The 26,870-nt window shown below is 65.7% G+C and carries 27 protein-coding genes and 1 CRISPR repeat array; of the genes, 13 read left to right on the forward strand and 14 right to left on the reverse strand.

Annotated features, from left to right (window positions below; all coding sequences use genetic code 11):
- Positions 1-53: 53 nt before the first annotated feature.
- Both ACCQ13_RS02170 and ACCQ13_RS02175 read right to left on the reverse strand, forming a co-directional pair.
- Positions 54-1,649, reverse strand: coding sequence for a M4 family metallopeptidase (locus ACCQ13_RS02170; protein WP_159406546.1), 1,596 nt, complete (start codon positions 1,647-1,649; stop codon positions 54-56).
- Between the two features lie 504 nt (positions 1,650-2,153).
- Positions 2,154-3,080: a phosphoribosylaminoimidazolesuccinocarboxamide synthase gene (locus ACCQ13_RS02175; protein ID WP_167526813.1), complete on the reverse strand. Its 927-nt coding sequence runs from the start codon at positions 3,078-3,080 to the stop codon at positions 2,154-2,156.
- 209 nt (positions 3,081-3,289) lie between these two features.
- Here ACCQ13_RS02175 and ACCQ13_RS02180 point away from each other — a divergent pair, with 209 nt between their 5' ends.
- Entirely contained in the window at positions 3,290-3,619 is a 330-nt protein-coding gene (locus tag ACCQ13_RS02180; protein ID WP_104603854.1) for a J domain-containing protein, read from the forward strand.
- A 100-nt stretch (positions 3,620-3,719) separates the two neighbouring features.
- On the opposite strand, the gene ACCQ13_RS02185 is transcribed toward ACCQ13_RS02180, so the two are convergent.
- Entirely contained in the window at positions 3,720-4,559 is an 840-nt protein-coding gene (locus ACCQ13_RS02185; protein ID WP_159406547.1) for an outer membrane protein, read from the reverse strand.
- Positions 4,560-4,690: 131 nt separating this feature from the next.
- On the opposite strand from ACCQ13_RS02185, the gene rpe reads away from it, so the two are divergent.
- The 6 genes from rpe to ACCQ13_RS02215 all read left to right on the forward strand — a co-directional run bounded on the left by rpe (position 4,691) and on the right by ACCQ13_RS02215 (position 10,636).
- Positions 4,691-5,362 (forward strand): ribulose-phosphate 3-epimerase, encoded by a 672-nt coding sequence (rpe, locus tag ACCQ13_RS02190; RefSeq protein WP_104603856.1) that lies wholly within the window; start codon positions 4,691-4,693, stop codon positions 5,360-5,362.
- On the forward strand, positions 5,359-5,850 hold the full coding sequence (locus ACCQ13_RS02195) for a GNAT family N-acetyltransferase (RefSeq protein WP_104603857.1): 492 nt from the start codon (positions 5,359-5,361) through the stop codon (positions 5,848-5,850). Before rpe ends, ACCQ13_RS02195 begins: the two co-directional genes overlap by 4 nt.
- 249 nt (positions 5,851-6,099) lie before the next feature.
- The gene (gene yegS, locus ACCQ13_RS02200; RefSeq protein WP_159406548.1) at positions 6,100-7,029 is read left to right on the forward strand and encodes a lipid kinase YegS; all 930 of its coding nucleotides are present in this window, start codon (positions 6,100-6,102) and stop codon (positions 7,027-7,029) included.
- A 237-nt stretch (positions 7,030-7,266) separates the two neighbouring features.
- A complete protein-coding gene (gene trpE, locus ACCQ13_RS02205; RefSeq protein ID WP_104603859.1) occupies positions 7,267-8,742 on the forward strand; it encodes an anthranilate synthase component I in 1,476 nt (491 codons plus the stop codon).
- Entirely contained in the window at positions 8,742-9,803 is a 1,062-nt protein-coding gene (locus tag ACCQ13_RS02210; RefSeq protein ID WP_104603860.1) for a threonine aldolase family protein, read from the forward strand. The genes trpE and ACCQ13_RS02210 overlap by 1 nt, the downstream gene beginning before the upstream one ends.
- Positions 9,804-9,838: 35 nt before the next feature.
- The gene (locus ACCQ13_RS02215) at positions 9,839-10,636 is read left to right on the forward strand and encodes an SIMPL domain-containing protein (RefSeq protein WP_159407911.1); all 798 of its coding nucleotides are present in this window, start codon (positions 9,839-9,841) and stop codon (positions 10,634-10,636) included.
- Here ACCQ13_RS02215 and ACCQ13_RS02220 read toward each other — a convergent pair.
- Entirely contained in the window at positions 10,581-11,699 is a 1,119-nt protein-coding gene (locus ACCQ13_RS02220; RefSeq protein ID WP_159406429.1) for an ISL3 family transposase, read from the reverse strand. The two genes, ACCQ13_RS02215 and ACCQ13_RS02220, sit on opposite strands and share 56 nt — an antisense overlap.
- A gap of 350 nt (positions 11,700-12,049) precedes the next feature.
- On the opposite strand from ACCQ13_RS02220, the gene tnpA (ACCQ13_RS02225) reads away from it, so the two are divergent.
- From tnpA (ACCQ13_RS02225) to tnpC (ACCQ13_RS02235), 3 genes are read left to right on the forward strand one after another with little or no spacing between them, the layout of a single operon-like run.
- Positions 12,050-12,340, forward strand: a complete 291-nt coding sequence (gene tnpA / locus ACCQ13_RS02225; RefSeq protein ID WP_274392039.1) for an IS66 family insertion sequence element accessory protein TnpA — start codon at positions 12,050-12,052, stop codon at positions 12,338-12,340.
- Entirely contained in the window at positions 12,334-12,675 is a 342-nt protein-coding gene (gene tnpB / locus ACCQ13_RS02230; RefSeq protein WP_104605767.1) for an IS66 family insertion sequence element accessory protein TnpB, read from the forward strand. The genes tnpA (ACCQ13_RS02225) and tnpB (ACCQ13_RS02230) overlap by 7 nt, the downstream gene beginning before the upstream one ends.
- Positions 12,676-12,695: 20 nt before the next feature.
- Entirely contained in the window at positions 12,696-14,276 is a 1,581-nt protein-coding gene (gene tnpC / locus ACCQ13_RS02235; RefSeq protein WP_506185098.1) for an IS66 family transposase, read from the forward strand.
- 112 nt (positions 14,277-14,388) lie between these two features.
- A CRISPR array of direct repeats spans positions 14,389-15,802; the repeat unit is 31 nt; unit sequence GTTTCAATCCACGCGCCCGTGAGGGCGCGAC.
- A 29-nt stretch (positions 15,803-15,831) separates the two neighbouring features.
- Here tnpC (ACCQ13_RS02235) and tnpC (ACCQ13_RS02240) read toward each other — a convergent pair.
- From tnpC (ACCQ13_RS02240) to fabA, 7 genes are all read right to left on the reverse strand, one after another.
- The gene (gene tnpC / locus ACCQ13_RS02240; protein ID WP_159406550.1) at positions 15,832-17,412 is read right to left on the reverse strand and encodes an IS66 family transposase; all 1,581 of its coding nucleotides are present in this window, start codon (positions 17,410-17,412) and stop codon (positions 15,832-15,834) included.
- Between the two features lie 20 nt (positions 17,413-17,432).
- Positions 17,433-17,774, reverse strand: coding sequence for an IS66 family insertion sequence element accessory protein TnpB (tnpB, locus tag ACCQ13_RS02245; RefSeq protein ID WP_104605767.1), 342 nt, complete (start codon positions 17,772-17,774; stop codon positions 17,433-17,435).
- On the reverse strand, positions 17,768-18,067 hold the full coding sequence (gene tnpA / locus ACCQ13_RS02250; protein ID WP_146090374.1) for an IS66 family insertion sequence element accessory protein TnpA: 300 nt from the start codon (positions 18,065-18,067) through the stop codon (positions 17,768-17,770). The genes tnpB (ACCQ13_RS02245) and tnpA (ACCQ13_RS02250) overlap by 7 nt, the downstream gene beginning before the upstream one ends.
- A 140-nt stretch (positions 18,068-18,207) precedes the next feature.
- Complete coding sequence (locus ACCQ13_RS02255; RefSeq protein ID WP_159407655.1) at positions 18,208-19,326, reverse strand: ISL3 family transposase; 1,119 nt, start codon at positions 19,324-19,326, stop codon at positions 18,208-18,210.
- A gap of 203 nt (positions 19,327-19,529) precedes the next feature.
- On the reverse strand, positions 19,530-19,958 hold the full coding sequence (locus ACCQ13_RS02260; protein ID WP_338000519.1) for an ankyrin repeat domain-containing protein: 429 nt from the start codon (positions 19,956-19,958) through the stop codon (positions 19,530-19,532).
- Between the two features lie 456 nt (positions 19,959-20,414).
- Entirely contained in the window at positions 20,415-21,623 is a 1,209-nt protein-coding gene (gene fabB, locus ACCQ13_RS02265) for a beta-ketoacyl-ACP synthase I (RefSeq protein ID WP_104602228.1), read from the reverse strand.
- Entirely contained in the window at positions 21,623-22,138 is a 516-nt protein-coding gene (gene fabA / locus ACCQ13_RS02270) for a 3-hydroxyacyl-[acyl-carrier-protein] dehydratase FabA (protein WP_104602229.1), read from the reverse strand. Before fabA ends, fabB begins: the two co-directional genes overlap by 1 nt.
- A 355-nt stretch (positions 22,139-22,493) precedes the next feature.
- Here fabA and dinB point away from each other — a divergent pair, with 355 nt between their 5' ends.
- Together dinB and gph are read left to right on the forward strand one after the other, a co-directional pair.
- Complete coding sequence (dinB, locus tag ACCQ13_RS02275) at positions 22,494-23,570, forward strand: DNA polymerase IV (RefSeq protein ID WP_159407912.1); 1,077 nt, start codon at positions 22,494-22,496, stop codon at positions 23,568-23,570.
- 123 nt (positions 23,571-23,693) lie between these two features.
- Complete coding sequence (gph, locus tag ACCQ13_RS02280; protein WP_159406554.1) at positions 23,694-24,344, forward strand: phosphoglycolate phosphatase; 651 nt, start codon at positions 23,694-23,696, stop codon at positions 24,342-24,344.
- Positions 24,345-24,404: 60 nt separating this feature from the next.
- On the opposite strand, the gene ACCQ13_RS02285 is transcribed toward gph, so the two are convergent.
- Positions 24,405-24,797 carry a TfoX/Sxy family protein gene (locus tag ACCQ13_RS02285; protein ID WP_159406555.1) on the reverse strand — a complete coding sequence of 131 codons (393 nt, stop codon included), beginning with the start codon at positions 24,795-24,797 and terminating at the stop codon, positions 24,405-24,407.
- Positions 24,794-25,276, reverse strand: a complete 483-nt coding sequence (gene msrC, locus ACCQ13_RS02290; RefSeq protein ID WP_104602231.1) for a free L-methionine (R)-S-oxide reductase MsrC — start codon at positions 25,274-25,276, stop codon at positions 24,794-24,796. The genes ACCQ13_RS02285 and msrC overlap by 4 nt, the downstream gene beginning before the upstream one ends.
- 301 nt (positions 25,277-25,577) lie before the next feature.
- On the opposite strand from msrC, the gene bioD reads away from it, so the two are divergent.
- Entirely contained in the window at positions 25,578-26,252 is a 675-nt protein-coding gene (bioD, locus tag ACCQ13_RS02295; RefSeq protein WP_159406556.1) for a dethiobiotin synthase, read from the forward strand.
- Positions 26,253-26,533: 281 nt separating this feature from the next.
- On the opposite strand, the gene ACCQ13_RS02300 is transcribed toward bioD, so the two are convergent.
- On the reverse strand, positions 26,534-26,869 hold the full coding sequence (locus tag ACCQ13_RS02300) for a phasin family protein (protein ID WP_104602233.1): 336 nt from the start codon (positions 26,867-26,869) through the stop codon (positions 26,534-26,536).
- Between the last annotated feature and the right edge of the window lies 1 nt (position 26,870).

Consider the following 26,870-nt stretch of genomic DNA (forward strand, 5'->3'; position numbering starts at 1 on the left):
GCGGGAAACCCGACGCTGCCACGCGGCGATGGCGTGGCAGCGCCATGCGGGCATCAGTTCACCGACACCGCACTCCAGGCCGCCGCCACGGCGAGGTACTGCGTGGAGCTGCCGCCATACAGGTCGCTGGCCGCGCTCAGCGTGGCCCGGCGCGCGGCCGCGTAGTTGCTGGACGAGGTCATGTAGACCGTGAGCGCGCGGTACCAGATGCGGCTGGCGGCGGCACGGCCGATCGCGGTCAATGCGGTGTTGCCATTGCAGACCAGCCCGGCCGGGGTGACGTTGTAGCTGGTGCCCGTACCGAAGCCGCTTGGCACCACCGCGCCTTCGGCCAGCAGGTAGTAGAAATGGTTGGCCACGCCGGAGCTGTAGTGCACATCGATCGAGCCCAAGGTGTTGCGATAGCAGTCTGGCGAATTGCCATCCAGGCTCGGCTTGAACATGTAGCGCAACGCCAGCGTGCCGCTACTGTTGCCAGGCACGATTTTCTCACCGATCAGGTAATTGCCTGGCTGTGCGCCGTTGTTGGCGTAGTACTCCACCATCGCGCCCATGATGTCGGAAGTGGCTTCGTTCAAGCCACCCGATTCGCCCGAATACACCAACCGCGCCGAACGGCTGGTCACTCCATGGGTCATTTCGTGCCCGGCCACGTCCACTGACACCAGTGGCGTGAAAACGCTGCCGTCGCCATCGCCGAAGGTCATGCAGAAGCAGCTGTCCGACCAGAACGCGTTGTTGAACCGGTTGCCGTAGTGCACGCGGCTGCGCGCACCCTTGCCGTCGTTGGCGATGCCGCTGCGCGAATGGGTGTTCTTGAAGTAATCCCAGGTCAGCGCAGCGCCGTAGTGCGCATCCACCGCCACCGTTGCGGCATCGCTGCTGGCGCCACTGCCCCAGGCATTGTCGGCATCGGTCAGCAGCGTGCCGTTGCCGGAGGTGCTGTTACGCATGGTGTAGGTGGCGCCGCCGCCGCGACCGAGGTCGGTCATCTCGAAGCCGCTGCTGCAGCGCGTGGTGGCCAGCGCCACATTGCCTGCATATAACGCGCGTCCGCTGCCGGCCGCAGCGGTACCGCCCGTGCAGTCGGTATGCACGGTATCCCAGGCTTCGAGGATGCGTTGGTCCACCGCATCGACGATGTAATGCATCTCGATCGGCGTCTGGTCGGGCTTGATGCCGCTGTAGATCACTTCGTAGGCAAGCCGTGGTGTTCCCTGGCGTGCATACAGCACCAGGCTGGTACGTGGTGGCGCATCCTGCGGCACATCGAACTGCGCACCTGCCACGCGCACCGCCGTGTCGGCATCGATGCCAGGCACCAGGCTGGGGCGTACCGGCGTGTCCAGGGTCTGGCTCAACTGACGCATCACCCCACGCCGCGAATGCACCACCACATCGCCACCGATCACCGGCAGGCCGTGATAGGTGCGATCGAAGCGCACATGCTCGCTGCCATCGGCATCGACGATGCTGTCGCGCGCGATGAAGGCATCGGCCGGCGCCCGATGGGCCATGGCCGACGCGGTATTGCCCAGCAATGCCTGTGCACGCGACACCGCCGCGTTGGCAGACAGGTCCGCCGCGGTGGCGACGACAGGAAACGACAGCGCGCAGCAGATCGCCGCGCCCAACAAATGGAATTGCATGACGACTCTCTCCCAGAACGTGCAATGCAAAAACCGGCGGATAACCCCTCCCAGGCCGGTCGCGATCGGCAGCAACTGCCGGCAGACACGCTGGCACAGGTGCGAGCTGAAGCAGTAGTAAAAATTACAGTCGTCATGTGATCTGCGCGCGCGGCCCGTCGCGCGATGGAATGCATCGCACAGACTGGAGCCCGCATGACCGCGCGGACGGGCGGTGCACGCGTCCATCGGTATCTACCCGAGCACGCGCTGATCGCGGCAGTGTGCAAGCGAAAAGCCGGCCCGAAACCATGGCGCCGTGCGTAAGCGTGCCGCCGCTACGCTGCGCGGGCATCGCGCACCGCCGATCCAAGGCAGCGCTGCAGCACAGTGGCGAGCGGTCTGGGCACGCAGTACGGTGCTGCGGGGCGACGCGCGGATCGTCCAGAATGGCACCGGCGTTGCCGGTGCGCACATTATCGCAGGGCTGATGCCATCACTACGCCCGGCTGAGGCGGCACGCCATCAATCGACCGAAATACCCGCCAACCGTTGCAGTGCTTCGGCGTATTTCGCACGCGTGCGATCAATCACGTCCGCCGGAAGGCTGGGGCCGGGCGCGGTCTTGCCCCAGTCCAACGTCTCCAGATAATCGCGCACGAACTGCTTGTCGTAGCTCGGCGGGCTGGTACCCACTTCGTACTGGTCGGCCGGCCAGTAGCGCGAGGAATCCGGAGTCAGCATCTCGTCCATGATGTACAGGCGGCCATCGGCATCGGTGCCGAATTCGAACTTGGTGTCGGCCAGCAGGATGCCGCGCTCGGCGGCAAAGTCTGCGGCGAAGCGGTAGATGCGCAAGGTGGCATCGCGCACGCGCTCGGCCAGCTCGGCGCCGACGGTCTTGACCATGGCATCGAAGTCGATGTTTTCGTCATGGTCGCCGACGGCGGCCTTGGTCGAGGGGGTAAAGATCGGCTCGGGCAGTTTCTCGGCCTGGCGCAGGCCGTCGGGCAGTTCGATGCCGCTGACCTTGCCGGTGCGCTGGTAGTCCTTCCAGCCGCTGCCGATCAGGTAGCCACGGGCAATCGCTTCCACCGGCACCGGCTTGAGCTTGCGTGTCACCACCGCGCGCTTGGCGTACAACGCCGGGTCCACACCGTCGGGCAGCACCTGCTCCACACCGATGTTGACCAGATGGTTGGGCATCAGGTGTTCGGTCTTGTGGAACCAGAAGTTGGACACCTGGCAGAGCATTTCGCCCTTGCCCGGAATCGGGTCCGGCAGCACCACGTCGAACGCAGACAGGCGATCGGTGGCCACCATCAACAGATAGTCGCCCGGGGGGGCACCGGCGGGCAGGCGGTCGCGCGGAAGTTCGAAGACATCGCGGACCTTGCCACGGTGACGCAACGGCAGGCCGGGCAGATCGGATTGCAACAGCGTGGTCGACACAGGCACTCCTAAGGACGTCGCAATGACGCTGTCCCCGGGACCCGGCGGGCCCGCGGGTGGGCAGCGGGCCGCGTAGTGTACGGCGCTTCGTCGCGCCCCGCTGGATTTATCTGGCCGCCGCCGCAGGCGCACCGTGGACGGCGTGTCAGCCAGGCCGGGCGGGGCTTCAGGTAAGATCGCCAGCCCGCCTTCCCCGCCCCCGATCGCTCATGTCCTGGTACGGAAAACTGCTCGGCGCATTGGCCGGCGCCCTGTTGTTTCGCGGTGCGCCGTTCGCAGGGCTGCTGATTGGCCTGGCGATCGGGCACGCGGTGGACGCGGGCTGGTTCAAGCGCCGGGCGGACAATCCCTATGAAGCACTGGGGCTGGAGCCGGACGCCACCATGGCCGAGATCGATCTGGCCTATCGGCGGCTGATGTCGCGCTATCACCCGGACAAGGTGGCCAATGCCGAGCCCGAGGCGCGCCGCCAGGCTGAAAAGAAGGCCAGCCAGATCAACGCGGCCTACGACCGCATCCAGCAGATGCGCAAGCGCTGAGCGCCGCGCCCCGGGCCAACGCCCGGCAATCACCGCAGCTCGGCAAGCGCGACTGCAGCTGCGTCGGGCCTGGCCGTCGCGGCCAGGCCCGACGCGCGTCTCAGAAGCGGTAGCCGAAGGTCAGGCGGACCGCATTGGTCGAAAAATCGGTATCGGTACGGCGCAGATCGGTGCCGGCCGGATTGACCCGCAGGAACGGGTTGGTCGGCGGCGCGGTGCCCGGCCCGACGCGCACGCGGGTGTCTTCGTCCTGCAGGCGGGTGAACAGGTATTCCACGCCCACCGAGACATGGTCGCTCAACCGACGCTGCAGGCCCACACCGGCCTGGTAACCATCGGCGCTGTCGCCGCCGCGGCCGGTGAAGCTGTTGGCGGTATTGCTGCTGGCAAAGCTGTGGTCGAACTCGCCGCGTGCCACGCCGGCGGTGAAGTAGGCCAGGAAATCGCCCTGCTCGCCGAAGGCATAGCCGACGCGTCCGCGTAGCGCGGCGGTGCGGTTGAGTTGGCGGGTGAAGGTGTAGAGCGCAGGCGTCGTGCTGAAAGCGCTGACGCTGTCGCGGATGTCGTTGCGGGTGTATTCGGCCACCACGCCGTAGACCCAGTTGCCGGCCTGCCAGTCGTAGCCCAGCCGCGCGCCGTATTCGGCCCCCCCCTTGTCCTTGCTGCAGCCGCTGGCCGGCGTGCGCCCGGCTGCCGCGCCGCCGCAAAAGCCCGGCGAGAACGCATTGGCGCCAGTGGCGGTGCTGACCTGGTCGCCGTCGCGGCCATCCAGGTTGGTGTCGAAGCCGAAGCGGCCGCCGGAGACACCGGCCGGATCGGCGCCGCCGACATTGGCGCCGATGGAAAAGCCGGACCAGTCGGCCGGGCCGGTTTGCGCCCAGGCCGATGGAGCCAGGGCCAGCAGGACGAGTGCAGCAGAAGCGAGCGGGGTGGTGTTCATGCAGTCTCCTCGAATCAGGCGCGGCGCGCCGGTCCCCGAGCATACGCAGGTGAGTCCTGTGCAGATGCATGCCTTTCCTCACGCCGCAGCGGTTGCGACAATGGCCCATTCCGTCTTCCTACGAGCTGCCCATGCAACCGACGGCGATCGCCCCGTCCATCCTGTCCGCCGATTTCGCCCGCCTGGGCGAGGAAGTGAACAACGTCCTCAAGGCCGGTGCCGACTGGGTGCACTTCGACGTGATGGACAACCATTACGTGCCTAACCTCACCATCGGCCCGATGGTCTGCCAGGCGCTGCGCAAGCACGGCATCGTCGCGCCGATCGACGTGCACCTGATGGTCGAGCCGGTGGACCGGATCGTGCCGGACTTTGCAGACGCCGGCGCCACCACCATCAGCTTCCATCCCGAAGCCAGCCGCCACGTGCACCGCACCATCCAGCTCATCAAATCGCACGGCTGCCAGGCCGGGCTGGTGCTCAATCCGGCCACCCCGGTGGATATTCTGGATTGGGTGCTGCCGGAGCTGGACTTGGTGCTGGTGATGTCGGTCAACCCCGGCTTTGGCGGCCAGGCCTTCATTCCCTCGGCGCTGGACAAATTGCGCGCCATCCGCCGCAAGATCGATGCGCTGGGCAAGCCGATCCGGCTGGAGATCGACGGCGGCGTCAAGGCCGACAACATCGGCGCGATTGCCGCCGCCGGTGCCGACACCTTCGTGGCTGGCTCGGCCATCTTCAACGCGCCCGACTATGCGCAGGTGATCGCGCAAATGCGTGCGGCGGTGGATGCGGTGCGGTGAACCAGCCCGCACTGCACATCCGCACGGCCACGCCAAGCGATGTGCCGCTGCTGCACGAGCTCATCACCGCGCTGGCGGTCTACGAGCGCGAGCCGGAGGCGGTCACGGCCACCCAGGACGATCTGTGCGCCAGCCTGTTCGGCGACGGCGCCACCGCGCATGCGCTGATCTGCGAGCAGGACGGCCAGGCACTGGGATTTGCGGTGTACTTCTTCAACTATTCCACCTGGCTGGGCCGCAACGGCCTGTATCTGGAAGACCTGTTCGTGCGCCCGCAAGCGCGCGGGCAGGGGGCGGGCCTGGCGCTGTTGCGGCATCTGGCACAGCTGGCCATGCAACGTGGCTGCGGACGTTTCGAGTGGTCGGTGCTGGACTGGAACCAGCCGGCGATCGATTTCTACCAGGCCGTGGGCGCCCACCCGATGGCGGGCTGGACCGTCTACCGGCTCGACGGCGAGCGTCTGGCTGCCTTTGCTGCCGGCGGTTGAACCGGGCTCGCGCATGCGGCCGCCCAGCACAGCTGCCGTATCGAAAAAGACAAGGCCGCCCCGTATGGAGCGGCCTTCGGAAGATTGGAGGCTGATCCTGCCTCCGCCCATCGTCCCTGCTATGGCCTTCCATGTTCCGGGTCGGCGGTGACATCGGGATGACAGCCGCGCGACCTTGCGCATTCACGATTCCCGCATCGACCCACTGCTAGCCTGCGTGGACCTCCATCCCCATCATCGGCAGTGCGCATGGTCCCGTCCCACTGGCGATTGATCCTCAACGGCAAATCCACCGACAACGAGGATCTGCGGCAGGCGGTCGGCCGCCTGCGCAAGCGTGGCATCCGGCTGGAAGTACGGGTCACCTGGGAAGAGGGCGATGCCGAGCGCTATGTGGCCGAAGCGGTGGCCGATGGTGTGCAGACCGTGGTGGCTGCGGGTGGCGATGGCACCTTGAGCGAAGTGGCGGCCGCGCTGGCGCATCATGATGGCGATGCGGCCACACTGCCGTCGCTGGGCCTGGTGCCGCTGGGCACCGCCAACGACTTCGCCACCGCCGCCACGCTGCCGATCGACCCCATCGACGCGCTCGATCTGATCGCCAGCCGCCCGGCGCAGGCGATCGACCTGCTGCGCCTGGACACCGCGCACGGGCCGCACTGGTGCGCCAACGTCGCCAGCGGCGGCTTCGGCACCCAGGTCACCGTGGACACCGACGAAGGCTTGAAGAAGATGCTCGGCGGGTTGGCTTACCTCATCACCGGCATGTCGCGGCTGGGCCGGATCGATCCGATCAGCGCACGCTTCAGCGGCCCGGAGTTCAGCTGGGAAGGCGAGTTCATCGCGCTTGGCCTGGGTAACGGCCGCTACGCCGGCGGCGGCCAGGCGCTGTGTCCGGACGCACTGATCGACGACGGCCTGCTCGATGTCACCATCGTGCCCGCGCTCAACGGCGAGGTGGCCGCCACGCTCGGCACCCTGGTCACCAGCGGCAAGCAGGCCGCGCTGGAACGCGTGGCCGTGCGCGCCCGGGTACCGTGGCTGCAGATTGTCTCCGCGCGACCGCTGACATTGAACCTGGATGGCGAGCCGGAAACCGCCGTGCAGTTCCGCATCGACTGCGTGCCGGCGCGGTTGCGGATGCACTTGCCCGCCAATTGCCCGCTGCTTGGCCGGTGAGGCTGGGAATCGGGAATCGGGAATCGGGAATCGCAAAAGCGGAAGCGCTGGCACCGCGCGTCGCGGTTGAACGGCGTTCTTCGCGGCTCGCTGCTGCTCTGGGCCTGCAGTTGCGCTACAGTAGCCGTGTGTCCCGCCTGACGACTCCACGCTCGTTCTCTTCCGCTCGCCGCTGGTGGCGATGGTGGCCCGTTGCCGTCGTCCGCCCCGCCACAGAGTCCCGGAAGGAAAGTCGTCTTGATTACTGCAGAGCAGTTCCAGCGCCAGGCCGCTGAAGGTCACACCCGTATCCCCGTTGTCCGCGAAGTGCTGTCCGACCTGGACACGCCGCTATCGGTCTATTTGAAGCTCGCCGACGGCGCCTACACCTATCTGTTCGAATCGGTCGAAGGCGGTGAGCGCTTCGGGCGCTACTCCATCATCGGCCTGCCGGCGCGGCGCGTGTACAGCTTTCGCGGCCACACGCTGGAAGTCAGTGAGCACGGCGAAGTCGTCGACACCCGGCAGGTCGCCGACCCGCTGGCCGAGGTGGACGCACTGCGTGCCGAACATTCGGTGCCGCAACTCGATGGCCTGCCCGGCTTCACCGGCGGGCTGGTCGGCTGGTTCGGCTTCGAGTGCATCCAGTACATCGAACCGCGGCTAGGCAGCGGCGACAAACCCGACGAACTCGGCACGCCCGACATCCTGCTGATGCTCTCCGAAGAGCTGGCGGTGTTCGACAACCTCAAGGGCCGGCTGTACCTGATCGTGCATGCCGACCCGGGCCAACCGCAGGCCTATGTGCGCGCCAACCGGCGTCTGGACGAGCTGGCGCATCGCCTGCGGCAGGGCGGCGCCGGCTATCCGCAGGCGCAGATTTCCGACGCCATCGACGAAGCGGATTTCCATTCCTCGTTCACCCGTGAGGAGTATCACGCGGTGGTGCGCAAGGCGCAGGAATACGTGCGCGCCGGCGACATCTTCCAGGTGGTGCCCTCGCAGCGGCTGCGCGTACCGTTCCGTGCGCGCCCGGTGGACGTCTATCGCGCGCTGCGTGCGTTGAATCCCTCGCCGTACATGTATTTTCTCGACGTGGGCGGCACCCAGGTGGTCGGCTCGTCGCCGGAAATCCTGGCGCGCCTGCGCGATGGCGTGGTCACCGTGCGTCCCATCGCCGGCACCCGCCCGCGCGGCGCAACGCCGGAGCTGGACAAGGCGCTGGAACAAGAACTGCTGGCCGACCCGAAAGAGCGCGCCGAGCATGTGATGCTGATCGACCTGGGCCGCAACGATGTCGGCCGCGTGGCCGAACCGGGCACTGTGAAGGTGGGCGAGCAGTTCGTCATCGAACGCTATAGCCACGTCATGCACATCGTCAGCGAGGTCACCGGCACGCTCAAGGCTGGCCTGAACTACAGCGATGTGCTGCGCGCGACATTTCCTGCCGGCACCGTCAGCGGCGCACCCAAGATCCGCGCGCTGGAAGTCATCCGTGAGCTGGAGCCGGTCAAGCGCAACGTCTATTCCGGTGCGGTGGGCTACATCGGCTGGCATGGCGACGCCGACACTGCCATCGCCATCCGTACCGCCGTCATCCAGGACGGCTATCTGTACGTGCAGGCAGGCGGTGGCGTGGTCTACGACTCCGACCCTGATTTGGAATGGCAGGAAACCATGAACAAGGGCCGCGCGCTGTTCCGCGCGGTGGCCCAGGCCGCCAAGGGGCTGTGATGGACGGGCAGGGCGGCACGCTGCGCATCGGTTTTCGCAACGACTACAGCGAGGGCGCGCATCCGCGCGTGCTGCAGGCCATCGCGCACGCCAGTGCCGAGCAGAATGCCGGCTACGGCACCGACCGGCATAGCGCGCGTGCGGCGGCGCTGATTGGCGATGCCATTGCGCAACCGCAAGCGCAGGTGCATCTGCTGGTGGGCGGCACGCAGACCAACCTGATCGCCATCGGCGCGTTTCTGCGCCCGCACCAGGCGGTCATCGCGGTCGAAGCCGGGCATATCGCCACGCATGAAACCGGCGCCATCGAAGCCACCGGGCACAAGGTGCTCACCGTCGCCGCGCCGCACGACAAGCTGACCCCGGCGCTGATCCAGCCAGTGCTTCAGCTGCACGGCAACGAGCACATGGTGCAGCCCCGTCTGGTCTATCTCTCCAACAGCACCGAAAGCGGCACGATCTACACGCGGGCCGAACTCGAAGCACTCGCGCAGTTCTGCCATGCACACGCATTGCTGCTGTACCTGGACGGCGCACGCCTGGGCGCGGCGTTGACTGCTGCGGGCAACGATCTGGATCTACCCACCATCGCCGCGTTGACCGATGCGTTCTACATCGGCGGCACCAAGAATGGCGCCTTGCTGGGCGAAGCCCTGGTCATCGTCAATCCCGCCTTGCAGACCGACTTTCGCTACCTCATCAAGCAGCGCGGCGCGCTGCTGGCCAAGGGCATGGTGCTGGGAGCACAGTTTGCCGCGTTGTTCGAAGATGGCTTGTTCTTTGCGTTGGCCGCACATGCCAACGCGATGGCACAGCGTCTGCGTGCCGGCCTGCAGCACGCCGGCGCCCAACTCACCAGCGACTCGCCGACCAACCAGCAATTCGTCGCTTTCAGCGCACGGCAGGTGGAGCAGTTGGCCGAGCGCTACGACTTCGAACGCTGGGAGACCCGCCTCGATGGGCGGCTGGTGATCCGCCTGGTGACCTCATGGGCCACGACCCCGGAAGCCGTCGACCGGCTGTGCGCGGACGTTGTCGCCGTTCTGGGCAGCGTGGCGTAAGCTTGTATGGCGTTTTTTCGACAGGCAGAGAGATGATGACGCCGTTGATCCGCTGGATGCTCGCAGTCGCGTTCGCGTTACCGATGCTCGCCATGGCGCAGGTCAACAGCCTGCCGTCGCAGCCGCATCTGCTGGTGAAGGGGCAAGCACACAGAGCGGTCATGCCCGACCGTTTCTTCGTGACGATAAATTTTCGCGCCGTGGACATCCAGCCAGAACTTGCACGCCGGCGGATACAGGCGGCGGCCGAACAGATCCTGGCCGCGCTGAAGACGCACCATGTCCTCAAGGACAGCATCGAAGCTTCATCTCTGCAGATACAGCCTTTCTACTCCTATGGGTCGAACGAAGCGCAGAAGTTCGAAGGCACTGAAGTCAAGCGCAGCATTGGCGCGGCCTTCCAGTCGCTTGATGATGCAAGGCAGTTTCTCGGCAAACTGAAGACGTCCAACGAAATGCAGCTATCGGGGATCAAGACGTTCTACAGCAAGGACGCCGAGGTACGGGTACAGCTCAAGCGTGAGGCTGCAGCCCAGTCGCGTAACGTTGCCGCTGAGCTTGCCAAGGCGTATGGCGTCAGAATTCAGGGGCTTTACACGATTTCCGACGTCGCGCCGAGCTTTGCCTATGGTGTCCAGGCGGGGAGTTGGCCGATGGAGGCCATCGTCGTTTCTGGGCAGCCGGCGCCACCTATGCCGGCTGCCGATGGCGGTGCAATCGTCGAATCGCTCGAAGCCGGTAGCATGATCCTCACCGAAAACATAGGATCTTCGCGGATCACTGTGGGTGCAATCGAGCATTTTCGGGTAGCGCGGGCAGGAAGCTGGCGATGATCTTGAGCCTCAGGAACTCCTCGTCGCGATAGCCGTAGGCGCTGCGCTGGATGACCCGGATCTTGTTGTTGAGCCCTTCCACCAGGCCGAGGCTGACCTTGTTCTCCGGCCTGCAGTACGCCGCGATGCCGTCCCAGTGCCGCTCGATCATCCCCACGAACGTCTGGTAGGGCGCCAGCCGCTGCCAGCGCAGACTCTGCTTCCAGCGCTCGAAGAACTCCCGTGCACCTCGCTCGGTGCGGTAGCTCCACAGCTGCCCGAAGGACTCTTTCAGCAGGTACGCCGTGTTCAGACGTTTGTTGGCCGCCAGCAGCTTGGCGAGCGCCTTCCGACCGTCCAGGGTAAGGTTTTCGCGATTGCTCAGCAGGGTGTAACGCTGGCCCTTGATGTAACTGCGATCCTGGCCTTGAAGGCGCTTGTACTCGTCGCGCCGCACCTGATCGAGCGCGTCGGACAGGTGGCGCATGATGTGGAATTTGTCGAACACGATGCTGGCGTTGGGCGCGTTCTTGCCCACCGAGTTGCGAAACGGCCGCCACATGTCCATCACCGCCACGTCGATGCCAGCACTGCGTTTTGGGCCCAATTCGGCGAAGAACTGGTCGATGTCCGCCTCGGTGCGCCCACTGCCGCCGAACCAGATCGGTCGGCCGCGCTCCAGATCGCTGACCACAACGCGGTAGTCATGGCCTTTGTGGATCGCGATCTCGTCGATGCCGATGGCGCGCGGCGCCGGCGTCCCCGCCCGGCGCACCTGCTCGGCCATGTACAGCTTGGACAGCTCCTTGACCGTGCTGTCGTGCAGGCGCTCCAGCTCGGCCACGGCCTTGTGCGTCATGCTTCGGCACAGATTGCCCACATGCAGGGCGAATCGCTCGGTGTAGCGCGGATTCTTGGCCAGCCAGTCCAGCCGCTCTACGTGCACGCCGCCGCACCCCGGGCAATCGACCCGCCAGCGCTCAAACTCCACGAACAGCATCCAGCCGGCCGCCCGCAAGTCGCGGGCGCGGCACAGGCGCTTGTCGTAGCGGCTGCGACACCGATGGCCACAGTTGGAACACACGGCCGTTTTTTTCGGCGCCGCAAGGTCACGATCCGCGCCTTCGGGGCGCCGAACACGCCCTTGAGCGTGGACTCCGCCGCGAAGCCAGGGAAGGAAAACAACTCACTCAGCCGACGGCCCGTTTTCATGCAGAACACCGCGTCAAGAAGTCAGCACAGGATGTACCACCTTCTGGGACGGTGGAAAGGGCCTGTTTCCAAGGCTCAACGCAGATTCAGGGGCCTCAAGGCACCCACACGAATCCGCGATGAGCCAAAACATCTATGCGGTCGTAAGCGTCCGCCAACCTCACCTATACAAGCAGCCAGCAGCCCGTTGGGATGTCGCGTTCCTCCCAACGGATCTCCCTGATGTCTTCAAAGCACGATGATTGGTCCCACCGCATTGCTGCCTGGTCCGCCAGCGGCGCCACGCCATCGGCGTGGTGCCGCGAGCACAGTGTCTCGTTGAGCAGCTTCACCTACTGGCGCGGCAAACTTGCAGCTCCTGCAGCACTTCCAGCCACACTACCGCTGCACATCACCCCCGCCGTTCCCACGACCAGCGTGGAGATCCGTCTCGCCGGTGGCATCAGCCTCAGCGTGGCGGCCGGTGATCCGGGCTGGCTTGCGCGTCTGCTGCGCGAGCTTGGTGCATGCTGAGCGTGTCGGCGTGGCATCTTGTCACCGCCCCGGTGGATCTGCGCTGTGGCATGGATCGGCTGTTGCTGCAGATGCAGTCACTGCTGGATCGCCCCGTGGCCGAGGGCGAGGCCTACGTCGTCGTCAATCGCGCGCGTAGCCGCCTCAAGGTGCTGTGCGTTGATCGTCATGGTGTCTGGCTGTGCGCGCGCCGGCTGCATCAGGGACACTTCATCTGGCCGCGTGTGGGCGATACCGCCTGGACCTTGAGCGCTGAGCAGTGGGCCTGGCTGTGTGCAGGCGTGGACTGGCAGCGATTGTCCATTGCACCAATGGCAGGTGTGCGGCAGCTGTAACCCGTGGCATCGTGGCGGACATGGACCTGTCCGCCCTCGATACGATTGATGATCCGCATGCGCTGCGCCAGGCTGCACGCGCCTTGCTGGCGACCGCGCAGACCACCATTGAACGCCAACAGGCGTTGATCGATACGCGCGAACGCACCATCACCCTGCGCGATGCGCAGATCGCCGCGCTCACCGCCGAGATCGCCCGCCTGCGCCGGCTGCAATTCTCGGCCAAGACCGAGCGCATGGACCCGGACCAGCGCCAGCTGTTCGAAGACACCATGGCCGCCGATATCGCTGCGGTGGAAGCGCAGTTGGCCGCGCTCCAGGCCGAGGGCGAGACGGCGGCGGTGACCCAGAAACGGCGGCGTGCAGCAAGCGCCGGGCGCAAGCCGTTACCCGAGCATCTTGAGCGTGTAGAAACTCGGCACGAGCCGGCCAACTGCAACTGCCCGCAGTGCAACAGCGCGCTGGTGGCCATCGGCGAGCATGTCAGCGAGCGTCTGGCCTGCAAGCCGCTGGAGTTCTACGTCAAGCGCGATGTATACCCGCAGTATTGTTGCCGTCGCTGTGAGCTGATCGTCGCCGAGCCGGTGGCGGCGGCGATCATCGAGCGCGGCCAGGCCGATGCCAGCCTGCTGGCCCAGGTCGCTGTCGCAAAGTATGTCGATCACTTGCCGCTGTATCGGCAGGAAGCCATTTATGCACGCAGCGGCGTTGCCTTGTCACGCAGCACGATGGCCGAGTGGATCGGCGCCATCGGCGTGGCGCTGCAACCGTTGGCCGACCGCCTGGCGGTGCGGATGCAGCAGCAATCGGTGCTGCATGCCGATGAAACCCCGGTGCAGCTGCTGGATCCAACAGCAGGCTCCTCCAAGCGTGCGTATCTGTTTGCGTATGCCACCGCCCACCACCCGGGCGCCGATCCACCGATGGTGGTATTCCAGTTCCAGACCAGCCGCAGCGGCCAGCACGCACGCGATTTCCTTGGGAAGTGGCGCGGCGCACTGATGGTGGACGACTACAGCGGCTATAAAGCCAGCTTTGCGCAGGGTGTCACGGAGCTGGGGTGTTGGGCCCACGCCCGGCGCAAGTGGCATGAGCAGCATGCGGCCAGCGGCAGCGCGATTGCGGCTGAAGCGATCGCGCGCATCGGCGTGCTTTACACCATCGAAGCGGCAGCCAGCGCGCTGAAGCCCGATGAGCGTCTGGCTTACCGACAAGAACACGCCGTGCCGGTGCTATCGCGGCTGAACTGCTGGTTGTTGGAGTTGCAGCAGACGGTGATGGGCAACAGCGGCACCGCGCGTGCACTGGCCTATACGCTCAAGCGATGGGACGCGCTGACGCGTTATGTCCAGGACGGACGTTACCCGATCGACAACAACCTGATCGAAAACGCGATTCGTCCGGTGGCGCTGGGACGCAAGAATTGGCTGTTTGCCGGCTCAGCGCAGGCGGGCAGGCGCGCGGCGGCGATCATGAGCCTACTGGCCACCGCCAAGGCCAACGGTATCGAACCGCATGCCTGGCTACACGACACCCTGGCACGGCTGCCGACGACCCTGGATCGGGACATCGATCAATTGCTGCCGTTGCGCACGGAGTGAGGCTTCGGGGTAGGTGAGGTTGGCGGACGCTTACATGCGGTCTTTCTGATCGGACAATAGGGGCGGCTAGCAGATCCACCGAGTCACTACCGGGTATAGGTAGATTCACGGTGTTCCAATCCAAGTGCCGGTGGGGGCGCGACTTGAACTCTGCCATGGCGATGACCGATGCCAGATCGTTTCAATCCACGCGCCCGTAAAGGCGCGACCAGGAGTACGCCGAGACCCACAGCCTCAAGTTCAAGTTTCAATCCACGCGCCCGTGAGGGCGCGACGCCAACACTCGCCCTGGTCGTACGCCGTGATGCTGTTTCAATCCACGCGCCCGTGAGGGCGCGACCGATGCAATCCTCGAATTCCAGCGCGCTGGCGTGGTTTCAATCCACGCGCCCGTGAGGGCGCGACGCCTGGATGCGCATCCGCATTCCGCTTTCATGGATGTTTCAATCCACGCGCCCGTGAGGGCGCGACCCCGGCGGCATCGAAGCTGCTGCGCGCGTCAGGTGTTTCAATCCACGCGCCCGTGAGGGCGCGACACGACGCCGACCGGGCCGCGTTGCTCGCGCAGAAGTTTCAATCCACGCGCCCGTGAGGGCGCGACCCGCCGCTCCGCCAACGCCTCCGCCCACCAGGGCGTTTCAATCCACGCGCCCGTGAGGGCGCGACGCCAGGCGCAGGCCGAGGTGGAACGCCTTGGTTTGGTTTCAATCCACGCGCCCGTGAGGGCGCGACCTACGACAGCGAGCGGCAGATCCGCATCCTTGGCGTTTCAATCCACGCGCCCGTGAGGGCGCGACGTCCGGGTGGCTGGGGCACGTGATGGTGTCTAACCAGGTTTCAATCCACGCGCCCGTGAGGGCGCGACGCCGCTGCACCGGTCACCAATGCCGGCGCAGCGGTGTTTCAATCCACGCGCCCGTGAGGGCGCGACCCATCGCGTAGCTCGGCACGCTCGGCGGCAGTCAGGGTTTCAATCCACGCGCCCGTGAGGGCGCGACCCAATCGGGACCGCCAGACCATCAATGATTGGCTGGTTTCAATCCACGCGCCCGTGAGGGCGCGACCCCCCGGCGCCCCTCTTGCGCCCACATGAGCGCACGTTTCAATCCACGCGCCCGTGAGGGCGCGACGTGGTGATCGGAATCGTCTTCAGTTCCTCAGTGCAGTTTCAATCCACGCGCCCGTGAGGGCGCGACCACCTGGTCCGACGCTGCGTTGACCGTGGCGAACCAGTTTCAATCCACGCGCCCGTGAGGGCGCGACCTATACGCAATCATGCTCAGCCGCCACCGGAGAGGTTTCAATCCACGCGCCCGTGAGGGCGCGACTTTCGCAGCTTGCCCACCCGTGGCGCAGCTTGAGAGTTTCAATCCACGCGCCCGTGAGGGCGCGACAATCGTCCAATCGCTTGCGGTCCAGCGCCTTCGGGTTTCAATCCACGCGCCCGTGAGGGCGCGACGCTGTCGCGGCGCTACGGACTGAGCCGCCGGCAAGTGTTTCAATCCACGCGCCCGTGAGGGCGTAAGCGTCCGCCAACCTCACCTACCCCGAAACCTCACTCCGTGCGCAACGGCAGCAATTGATCGATGTCCCGATCCAAGGTCGTCGGCAGCCGCGCCAGGGTGTCATGCAGCCAGGCATGCGGTTCGATACCGTTGGCCTTGGCGGTGGCCAGTAGGCTCATGATCGCCGCCGCGCGCCTGCCCGCCTGCGCTGAGCCGGCAAACAGCCAATTCTTGCGTCCCAGCGCCACCGGACGAATCGCGTTTTCGATCAGGTTGTTGTCGATCGGGTAACGTCCGTCCTGGACATAACGCGTCAGCGCGTCCCATCGCTTGAGCGTATAGGCCAGTGCACGCGCGGTGCCGCTGTTGCCCATCACCGTCTGCTGCAACTCCAACAACCAGCAGTTCAGCCGCGATAGCACCGGCACGGCGTGTTCTTGTCGGTAAGCCAGACGCTCATCGGGCTTCAGCGCGCTGGCTGCCGCTTCGATGGTGTAAAGCACGCCGATGCGCGCGATCGCTTCAGCCGCAATCGCGCTGCCGCTGGCCGCATGCTGCTCATGCCACTTGCGCCGGGCGTGGGCCCAACACCCCAGCTCCGTGACACCCTGCGCAAAGCTGGCTTTATAGCCGCTGTAGTCGTCCACCATCAGTGCGCCGCGCCACTTCCCAAGGAAATCGCGTGCGTGCTGGCCGCTGCGGCTGGTCTGGAACTGGAATACCACCATCGGTGGATCGGCGCCCGGGTGGTGGGCGGTGGCATACGCAAACAGATACGCACGCTTGGAGGAGCCTGCTGTTGGATCCAGCAGCTGCACCGGGGTTTCATCGGCATGCAGCACCGATTGCTGCTGCATCCGCACCGCCAGGCGGTCGGCCAACGGTTGCAGCGCCACGCCGATGGCGCCGATCCACTCGGCCATCGTGCTACGCGACAAGGCAACGCCGCTGCGTGCATAAATGGCTTCCTGCCGATACAGCGGCAAGTGATCGACATACTTTGCGACAGCGACCTGGGCCAGCAGGCTGGCATCGGCCTGGCCGCGCTCGATGATCGCCGCCGCCACCGGCTCGGCGACGATCAGCTCACAGCGACGGCAGCAATACTGCGGGTACACATCGCGCTTGACGTAGAACTCCAGCGGCTTGCAGGCCAGACGCTCGCTGACATGCTCGCCGATGGCCACCAGCGCGCTGTTGCACTGCGGGCAGTTGCAGTTGGCCGGCTCGTGCCGAGTTTCTACACGCTCAAGATGCTCGGGTAACGGCTTGCGCCCGGCGTTTGCTGCACGCCGACGCTTCTGGGTCACCGCTGCGGTCTCGCCCTCGGCCTGGAGCGCGGCCAACTGCGCTTCCACTGCGGCGATATCGGCGGCCATGGTGTCTTCGAACAGCTGGCGCTGGTCCGGGTCCATGCGCTCGGTCTTGGCCGAGAATTGCAGCCGGCGCAGGCGGGCGATCTCGGCGGTGAGCGCGGCGATCTGCGCATCGCGCAGGGTGATGGTGCGTTCGCGCGTATCGATCAACGCCTGCTGGCGTTCAATGGTGGTCTGCGCGGTCGCAAGCAAGGCGCGTGCAGCCTGGCGCAGCGCATGTGGATCATCAATCGTATCGAGGGCGGACAGGTCCATGTCCGCCACGATGCCATGGGTTACAGCTGCCGCACACCTGCCATTGGTGCAATGGACAATCGCTGCCAGTCCACGCCTGCACACAGCCAGGCCCACTGCTCAGCGCTCAAGGTCCACGCGGTATCGCCCACACGCGGCCAGATGAAGTGTCCCTGATGCAGCCGGCGCGCGCACAGCCAGACACCATGACGATCAACGCACAGCACCTTGAGGCGGCTACGCGCGCGATTGACGACGACGTAGGCCTCGCCCTCGGCCACGGGGCGATCCAGCAGTGACTGCATCTGCAGCAAGAGCCGGTCCATGCCACAGCGCAGATCCACCGGGGCGGTGACAAGATGCCACGCCGACACGCTCAGCATGCACCAAGCTCGCGCAGCAGACGCGCAAGCCAGCCCGGATCACCGGCCGCCACGCTGAGGCTGATGCCACCGGCGAGACGGATCTCCACGCTGGTCGTGGGAACGGCGGGGGTGATGTGCAGCGGTAGTGTGGCTGGAAGTGCTGCAGGCGCTGCGGACGCTGCAAGTTTGCCGCGCCAGTAGGTGAAGCTGCTCAACGAGACACTGTGCTCGCGGCACCACGCCGATGGCGTGGCGCCGCTGGCGGACCAGGCAGCAATGCGGTGGGACCAATCATCGTGCTTTGAAGACATCGGGGAGATCCGTTGGGAAGAACGCGATATCCCAACGGGCTGCTGGCTGCTTGTATAGGTGAGGTTGGCGGACGCTTACGATCATCCTGCTTGGCAGCCCATACCATTGCATTATCGCTTCTAAAATGGGTCTTCGCGGATCACTGTGGGTGCAATCGAGCATTTTCGGGTAGCGCGGGCAGGAAGCTGGCGATGATCTTGAGCCTCAGGAACTCCTCGTCGCGATAGCCGTAGGCGCTGCGCTGGATGACCCGGATCTTGTTGTTGAGCCCTTCCACCAGGCCGAGGCTGACCTTGTTCTCCGGCCTGCAGTACGCCGCGATGCCGTCCCAGTGCCGCTCGATCATCCCCACGAACGTCTGGTAGGGCGCAAGCCGCTGCCAGCGCAGACTCTGCTTCCAGCGTTCGAAGAACTCCCGTGCACCACGCTCGGTGCGGTAGCTCCACAGCTGTCCGAAGGACTCTTTCAGCAGGTACGCCGTGTTCAGACGTTTGTTGGCCGCCAGCAACTTGGCGAGCGCCTTTCGACCGTCCAGGGTGAGGTTTTCGCGATTGCTCAGCAGGGTGTAACGCTGGCCCTTGATGTAACTGCGATCCTGGCCTTGAAGGCGCTTGTACTCGTCGCGCCGCACCTGATCGAGCGCGTCGGACAGGTGGCGCATGATGTGGAATTTGTCGAACACGATGCTGGCGTTGGGCACGTTCTTGCCCACCGAGTTGCGAAACGGCCGCCACATGTCCATCACCGCCACGTCGATGCCGGCGCTACGTTTTGGGCCCAATTCGGCGAAGAACTGGTCGATGTCCGCCTCGGTGCGCCCACTGCCGCCGAACCAGATCGGTCGGCCGCGCTCCAGATCGCTGACCACAACGCGGTAGTCATGGCCCTTGTGGATCGCGATCTCGTCGATGCCGATGGCGCGCGGCGCCGGCGTCCCCGCCCGGCGCACCTGCTCGGCCATGTACAGCTTGGACAGCTCCTTGACCGTGCTGTCGTGCAGGCGCTCCAGCTCAGCCACGGCCTTGTGCGTCATGCTTCGGCACAGATTGCCCACATGCAGGGCGAATCGCTCGGTGTAGCGCGGATTCTTGGCCAGCCAGTCCAGCCGCTCTACGTGCACGCCGCCGCACCCCGGGCAATCGACCCGCCAGCGCTCGAACTCCACGAACAGCATCCAGCCGGCCGCCCGCAAGTCGCGGGCGCGGCACAGGCGCTTGTCGTAGCGGCTGCGACACCGATGGCCACAGTTGGAACACACGGCCGTTTTTTTCGGCGCCGCAAGGTCACGATCCGCGCCTTCGGGGCGCCGAACACGCCCTTGAGCGTGGACCCCGCCGCAAAGCCAGGGAAGGAAAACAACTCACTCAGCCGACGGCCCGTTTTCATGCAGAACACCGCGTCAAGAAGTCAGCACAGGATGTACCACCTTCTGGGACGGTGGAAAGGGCCTGTTTCCAAGGCTCAACGCAGATTCAGGGGCCTCAAGGCACCCACACGAATCCGCGATGAGCCTCTAAAATAGCGGCCTACGCTCCCGTCCTTGTATGTTTTAACAATTTGATCTGGCTTGCGTGCATTTGGGTTGGCTCCGTTTTCTAGCATTGCACGTAGGCCTTGAGGTTTCTGCGTGAGGATCGGCCACATCAGTAGTGGCTCTCCCTCAGTAGAGAAGGTCACATCGGGATCGACATGCTCCTCTTTCATCAACCGGCGCACTTCCTCGACGTTGCCATGTTCGGCGGCCAGCGCCAGCGCCTGTGCCTTGGGATCGGGAAAATACGCGCGCAGCGGGTACGCCGACTGCTGCGCAGGCGCAGGCAACGACACGCCGCCGCAGCTGGCGCAGACCAATGACAACGACAGAACGAGGAGTCGTAGCAACCTGGACACGGTGCATCCTTATGAAGCGGTGAAGGCGACCAACGCTTCTCTGCCGGCCGAAGATGGCCTTAGCCTAGACCTGGCAAGCGGCCTGTGCAAAGCGCGCGGCATGGCGTGTGTCAATCCCGCCGAGATCGCGCTCCTACCCGCACTTCTCGCAAGGTGAGACGGGACGTTTCCACCGTGGGGATGACGAAGTCATAGATCACGCGCAACGACGGTCGCGTGAGCCTGCTCATGATCTCCTCGCCCGTAGCAGCGTTGTACTTGCCACGGCGAGGGATGCATCCTGCCCGCCGCCAGGGGCGGCTCACGCAGGTCGTTGGTCAGGACAACAGGGCATCGCTGGAGAGGGTCGACGCTGAAAACCGTCGGCCGTTGCCAGCGTCGACGTCAAGCGCGAGCGCGATCGATAGGCAGTGTCGGGCATGCAAACAGGTGCTTGCCCAGCATCCGCTTCGGTCCTCACACCCGGCCGAATACCAGCGTGCCATTGGTGCCGCCAAAGCCGAAGCTGTTGGACATCACCGTGTTCAAGCGCGCGTCCTGCGTCTGCCGCAGGATGGGGAAGCCTTCGGCACGCGGATCGAGTTCGTCGATATGCGCCGAACCGGCCATGAAGCCGTCGCGCAGCATGAGCAGGCAGTAGATCGCCTCGTGCACGCTGGCCGACCCCAGCGAGTGACCCGATAGCGCCTTGGTCGAGGACAGCGGCGGCACGTGGTCGCCGAATACCTCGCGCACGGCGCCCAGTTCGGTGACGTCGCCCAGCGGCGTGGAGGTGCCATGGGTGTTGAGGTAATCGATCGGGCGATCCAGGGCTTGCATGGCCATGCGCATGCAGCGCACCGCGCCTTCGCCGCTGGGCGCGACCATGTCCGCGCCATCGGAGGTCACGCCGTAGCCGATCAACTCGGCATGGATGCGTGCGCCACGCGCAACGGCGTGGTCGTAATCCTCCAGCACCAACATGCCGCCGCCACTGCCGATGACGAATCCGTCGCGCTGCGCATCGTAGGGGCGCGAGGCCACCGTGGGGCGGTCGTTGAAGCCGGTGGACAGTGCGCCCATCGCATCGAACATCACGCTCATGGTCCAGTGCAGTTCTTCGCCGGCACCGGCGAACATCACGTCCTGCGCGCCGTGGCGGATCAGATCGGCGGCCGCACCGATGCAATGCGCCGAGGTCGCGCAGGCCGCCGAGAGCGAGTAGCTCAGGCCGCGGATCTTGAACGCGGTGGCCAGCGAGGCGGACACCGCCGAGCACATCGTGCGCGGCACCATGTAGGGGCCCACCTTGCGCACACCACGCGCGCGCAGCAGATCGGCGGTTTCCACCTGCCATTGGCTGGAGCCGCCGCCGGAACCGGCAATCACGCCGGTGCGCACGTTGCTGACCTGGTCGGCGCTCAGGCCGGCATCGGCGATCGCATCGCGCATGGCCAGATACGCATACGCCGAGGCATCGCCCATGAAGCGTTTGAGCTTGCGGTCGATCAACGCCTCCAGGTCTAGCGCCACGGCGCCGCCAACCTGGCTGCGCAGGCCGGCCTGGGCATGATCGGGCAGGGCGGTGATGCCGGAACGGCTCTCGCGCAGTGCGGTGGAGACGGTGTCCAGGTCATTGCCCAGACACGAATTGATGCCCATTCCGGTAACGACAACGCGACGCATCAGAAGCTCTCCGTGGAAGTGAACATGCCCACGCGCAGGTCCTTGGCGGTGTAGATCTCGCGCCCATCCACCAGCATGCGTGCATCGGTCTGCGCCATCACCAGCTTGCGGTTGATGACGCGGCTGACATCGATCTCGTAGGTCACCAGGGAGGCGGTGGGCAGCACCTGTCCGGTGAACTTGACTTCGCCGCAGCCCAGCGCGCGGCCACGGCCGGAGGCGCCGAGCCAGGTCAGGAAAAAGCCGGTCAGCTGCCACATCGCGTCCAGGCCCAGGCAGCCGGGCATCACCGGGTCGCCGATGAAGTGGCAGCCGAAGAACCACAGGTCCGGGCGCACGTCCAGTTCGGCACGGATCACGCCCTTGCCATGCGTACCACCGGTGTCGTTGATCTCGGTGATGCGGTCGAACATCAACATCGGGTCATTCGGCAACCGGCCGCTGTCGGGTCCAAACAATTCCCCACGCGCGCTGGCCAGCAATTGGTCGCGCGAATACGCACTTTGACGAGTCATGACGAACAGTGTCCTGCAAGGAGCGAGAGTCGAGGCCGGCAAGGGTGCATGAGGCCGCGCAGTTCAATCAAACGTTTTATCCGTACGCAGGCGTTCTGTTTTCAGTCATTGGCCTGGTGCGCACTGCCGCGACACCGGCGCCTGGACGGGATCCGGAGCGGGCCAGGCGGTGCCACCTCGCCACACTGGGGTTAGCCGGTCGCAGGGCCCATAGGGCAGCTGCGCAAGCGCGGCCGGCGGCGGTCGTGTCCGCTTGGCAGCGGCCTGGCCGTCATGCGCGTGCGACGCCCGTGCTCAAGGTGTGAGATGCCGCTGCTCTATCATGAGCCACTCCCAGTGGAGAGACCCCAGCTTGATGCGCAAGATCGTGCACGTGGACATGGATGCGTTCTATGCGTCCGTCGAACAGCGTGACGATCCGGGCCTGCGCGGCAAGCCGGTGGTGGTGGCCTGGCGCGGCGCGCGTTCGGTGGTGTGCGCGGCATCCTACGAAGCGCGTACCTTCGGCATCCGCTCGGCCATGCCGGCCCTGCGCGCCGAGCGGCTGTGCCCGGATGCAGTGTTCGTGCCGCCGGATTTTGCGCGCTACAAGGCGGTGTCGCGGCAGGTGCGCGAGATCTTCCATCGGCACACGGATCTGGTCGAGCCCTTGTCGCTGGACGAGGCGTATCTGGATGTCACGCAAGCCAAGACCGGCATGCAGCTGGCCACCGAGATCGCGCAGCTGATCCGCAGCCAGATCCGCGAGGAAACCCGGCTCACCGCCTCGGCCGGCATCGCGCCGAACAAGTTCCTGGCCAAGATCGCTTCGGACTGGCGCAAGCCCGATGGTCAGTTCGTCATCGCCCCCAGTCGGGTGGACGCCTTCCTGCTTCCGCTCAAGGTCAACCGCATTCCCGGTGTGGGCAAGGTGATGGATGCCAAGCTGGCAGCGCTGGGCATCGTCACCGTCGCCGATCTGCGCCAGCGTCCGTTGGAAGAATTGCAGGCGCAGTTCGGTAGTTTCGGTCACAGTCTGTACCGTCGCGCGCGCGGCATCGACGAACGCCCGGTGGAGCCGGACCAGGAAGTGCAGTCGGTGTCTTCGGAAGACACCTTCAGCGAAGACCTTGCCCTCGATGCACTCGACCCGCACATCCTGCGCCTGGCCGAGAAGACCTGGCTGGCCACACGTCGCACCGAACGCATCGGGCGTACAGTGGTGCTGAAGTTGAAGACCTCGCATTTTCGCATCCTCACGCGCTCGCACACGCCGGAGCAGCCGCCTGCCTCACTGGACGCACTGGCGCAGATCGCCTTGGCGCTGACACGGCGCGTGGAGCTGCCGGCCGAGACGCGTTACCGCCTGGTCGGCGTTGGATTGGGTGGTTTCAGTGCTGCCGAAGAAGGCGCGGTGCAGGGGCAATTGTTTGGCGAGGTGCCGCAGGCGTAGGGCAGTGAGCGCTGCCATGCAGGCGTTGCATCAGTGCACGAGCGGACAAGGCCGTGCATGCACCGACCTGGCGTGAATCCGGCACTGCGTACACTGACATGTTCCCTGTACGAGGCCATGTGCATGTTTGCGTATCCGCTGGTGATCTTCGATCTGGACGGCACCCTGGTAGACAGCGCGCCCGACATCGGCGAGGCGCTCAACGCCACCTTGCAGGAATTGGGGCTGCAGCAGTTCAGCCAATCCACCATCCGCAGCTGGATCGGCGAGGGTGTACAGGTATTGCTGGCCACGGCATTGCGCGAAGCCGGCGGCACCCGTGATGCTGCAGCGGAGATGCCGGTGATGATGCGGCACTACGCCGCCAGCCTGCTGCACAACCCGCAGTTGTATCCCGGCGTTGGGGAGGCAGTGCACGGCCTGCGCGATGCCGGTGCAACGTTGGCGCTGTGCACCAACAAGCCCTCGCGCTTCATCGCTCCCTTGCTGGAGCACCTGGGCATCGCCGCGCTGTTCAGTGCCGTGCTCGGCGGCGATTCCCTGCCGCAACGCAAGCCCGATCCGACACCGCTGCTGCACCTGGCCAGGCAGTTCCAGCTCCCACCGCAGCACTGCCTGATGGTCGGTGATTCGGGCACCGATGCGGCAGCGGCAAATGCCGCCGGCATGCCGTTGGCGATGGTGCGTTACGGCTATCTGCGCGGCTTCGATCCGCAGACCTCCGGTGCGGTGGCCATCGTCGATGACATGCGCGAGCTGCTGGCGCTGCGCTGACGCACTGCCGGCACATCTCGATCGCAATGCAACTTGCCAGCCGCACCAGCCCACTCGCGTTCAGTCGCCGCGCGCGGTGTCCATCCCCGTATCGTCATCGCGCAGGTCGCCTGCATCGTCGTGCAGGCCGTCGTTGTCGGTACGCGCGTAGTGCACGGTCTCCACCGGCCCACCGACCGCGCGGCCGCGCACCGGCAGCAGTGCGCTGGCGGCTTCATATTCGGCCAGCAAGGCATGTCGGCGCGCTTCGGGAACCTCTTGCCAATGGCAGTCCGCCAGTGCCCCTTCCAGCGAATACAGCAGGTTGAGGCTGGGCTTGAATCCGGCACGGCGCACCTTGACGAAGGCGCCCACCGCACCCACCGCCTGCAGATCCTGCTGCGTGCGCAAGCCGACCTGGCGCAGCCAGGCCGCGCTCTTGGGGCCGATGTTGCGCAGCCGCTCGGTGGTCACGTCAATGCGCCGACGAAGACCTGCGCAATCGCTTCCAGGCCGCGCTGGTCGTCTGCATCGAATCGGTCTAGGTGCGGACTGTCCAGATCCAGCACGCCGATCAACGCATCGCCCTTGACCAAGGGAATCACCAGTTCTGAGCGCGAGGCCGAATCGCAGGCGATATGCCCCGGGAATGCGTCCACGTCGGCAATACGCTGGGTCTGTCGGGTAGTGGCGGCTGCGCCGCAAACACCCTTGTCCAGCGGAATGCGCACGCATGCCGGCAGGCCTTGGAACGGCCCCACCACCAGCTCGCGGCCGTCGTAGAGGTAGAAGCCGGCCCAGTTGAGTGCGGGAAGCGAGTTGAAGATCAGTGCGGCCAGGTTGGCGGCATTGGCGATCCGGTCCTGCTCGCCGTGCACCAGGGCCTGGGCCTGGGCGGTGAGCTGGGCGTATTGTTCCGGCTTGCTGCCGGTCAGCGATGAGGTAGCGAACATGCGCGAAGTCTAGCAGCGGCGGTCTGCCGCGGCGTTGCGACGGTGGCGCTGGCTCTGCGCGGCAGCGGCGGACACTGTTTTCCAGCGGCATCGCCACCCGGGCAAGCATGTCAAAGGCTGACGATCCAGATCCAGATCCAGATCCAGATCCGCCTCCCGCCTCCCGCCTCCCGCCTCCCGAATCCCGAATCCCGAATCCCGAATCCCGAATCCCGATTCCCGATTCCCGATTCCGCCGCCCAGACCCGCGTTATGCTGCGCGCCCTCACGGCAATGGCGGCGCGGCCGCAGGATCAGGCGCATGCAGTACCCGGCGTTCTACGTCACCGGCACCGACACCGGTATCGGCAAGACCATGGCCAGCACCGCGGTGCTGCATGCCTTGCGCGCACGCGGCCACACCGCAGTGGGCATGAAGCCAGTCGCCAGCGGCTGTGCGCGCACGCTGCAGGGGTGGCGCAACGAGGACGCGCTGGCGCTGCAGGCGGCCAGCGATCCGCAGCCGGAGTACGCCACGCTCAATCCCTACGCCTTGCCTGCGCCACTGGCGCCGGAATTGGCAGCCGCAGATGTCGGCGTGACCCTGTCGCTGGCGCCGATCGTCCACGCGTTCGCGCAGCTGCGCGCGCAGGCGCAGATGGTGGTGGTCGAAGGCGTCGGCGGCTGGGCCGCGCCGCTGAGCGCGGATCTGGATCAGGCCGATCTGGTGCGTGCGCTGCAGTTGCCGGTGGTGCTGGTGGTGGGTGTACGGCTGGGCTGCATCAACCACGCGCGCTTGAGCGCCGCCGCCATCGCCGCCGACGGGCTGGACTGCGTCGGCTGGATCGCCAACGAGGTGGATCCGCAGATGGAGCGGGTTGAAGAGAACATCGCCATGCTCGGCCAGCGGCTGGCAATGCCGTGTTGGGGGCGGATCCGCTGGCGACCCGGTGCCGATGCCGCCAGCCAGGCGCAAGGCCTGCAGCTGCCGGCCTAGCCTGCGGCAGTCATCGCGACATGTCGCTGTGACCGGTGCGGTGCCTGACCGCGTCGCGTGCGCTTTCGGCAACTGGACGTTGCGCCGTCGTTGCCGTGCGGCCGGCTGGGGTACGCGCATTGCGGCCGCCTGCATGCCCCCACTGCATCCTCACACCACATGCCCGGGCATCGAAGATGCCCGACGGCAATCCATAAAAAAGCCCGACAGAGGGAGGGATCTGTCGGGCCGGATTGCATGGGGGGAGGGACCCATGCAAAGACGCTGAATGTTGTTGGCCGTTACTTGCGCCGGGTCTTGCCTGCTGCGCCGGCCTGGTCACTGCCGGTTTCGAACTGCTGCCGGGCAAATTGCCCAAGTTCGCTGGACATCTTCAACCCCATCCCGACCACTTCCTGGTTCGCCGATGCCAGCCGTTCCAGGTTGTCGCGGGCCAGTTGCAGGCCCTTGGGCCAGAGCGTCTGGTAGGCACCCAGATTGCGCGCCTGCGCGAATTCACCGAAGAAGCGGGTGGTCGCGTTGACGTTCTGCTCCAGCGTGTCCAATGCCAACTGGTTGGCACGTGCTGCGGCAGCGGCGAACTGACCGGTGAAGCTGTTTTCGAACTGCGCCGACATT

The sequence above is a fragment of the Xanthomonas sp. NCPPB 1638 genome (assembly GCF_041475635.2).
Classification (GTDB): Bacteria; Pseudomonadota; Gammaproteobacteria; order Xanthomonadales; family Xanthomonadaceae; genus Xanthomonas; species Xanthomonas cucurbitae.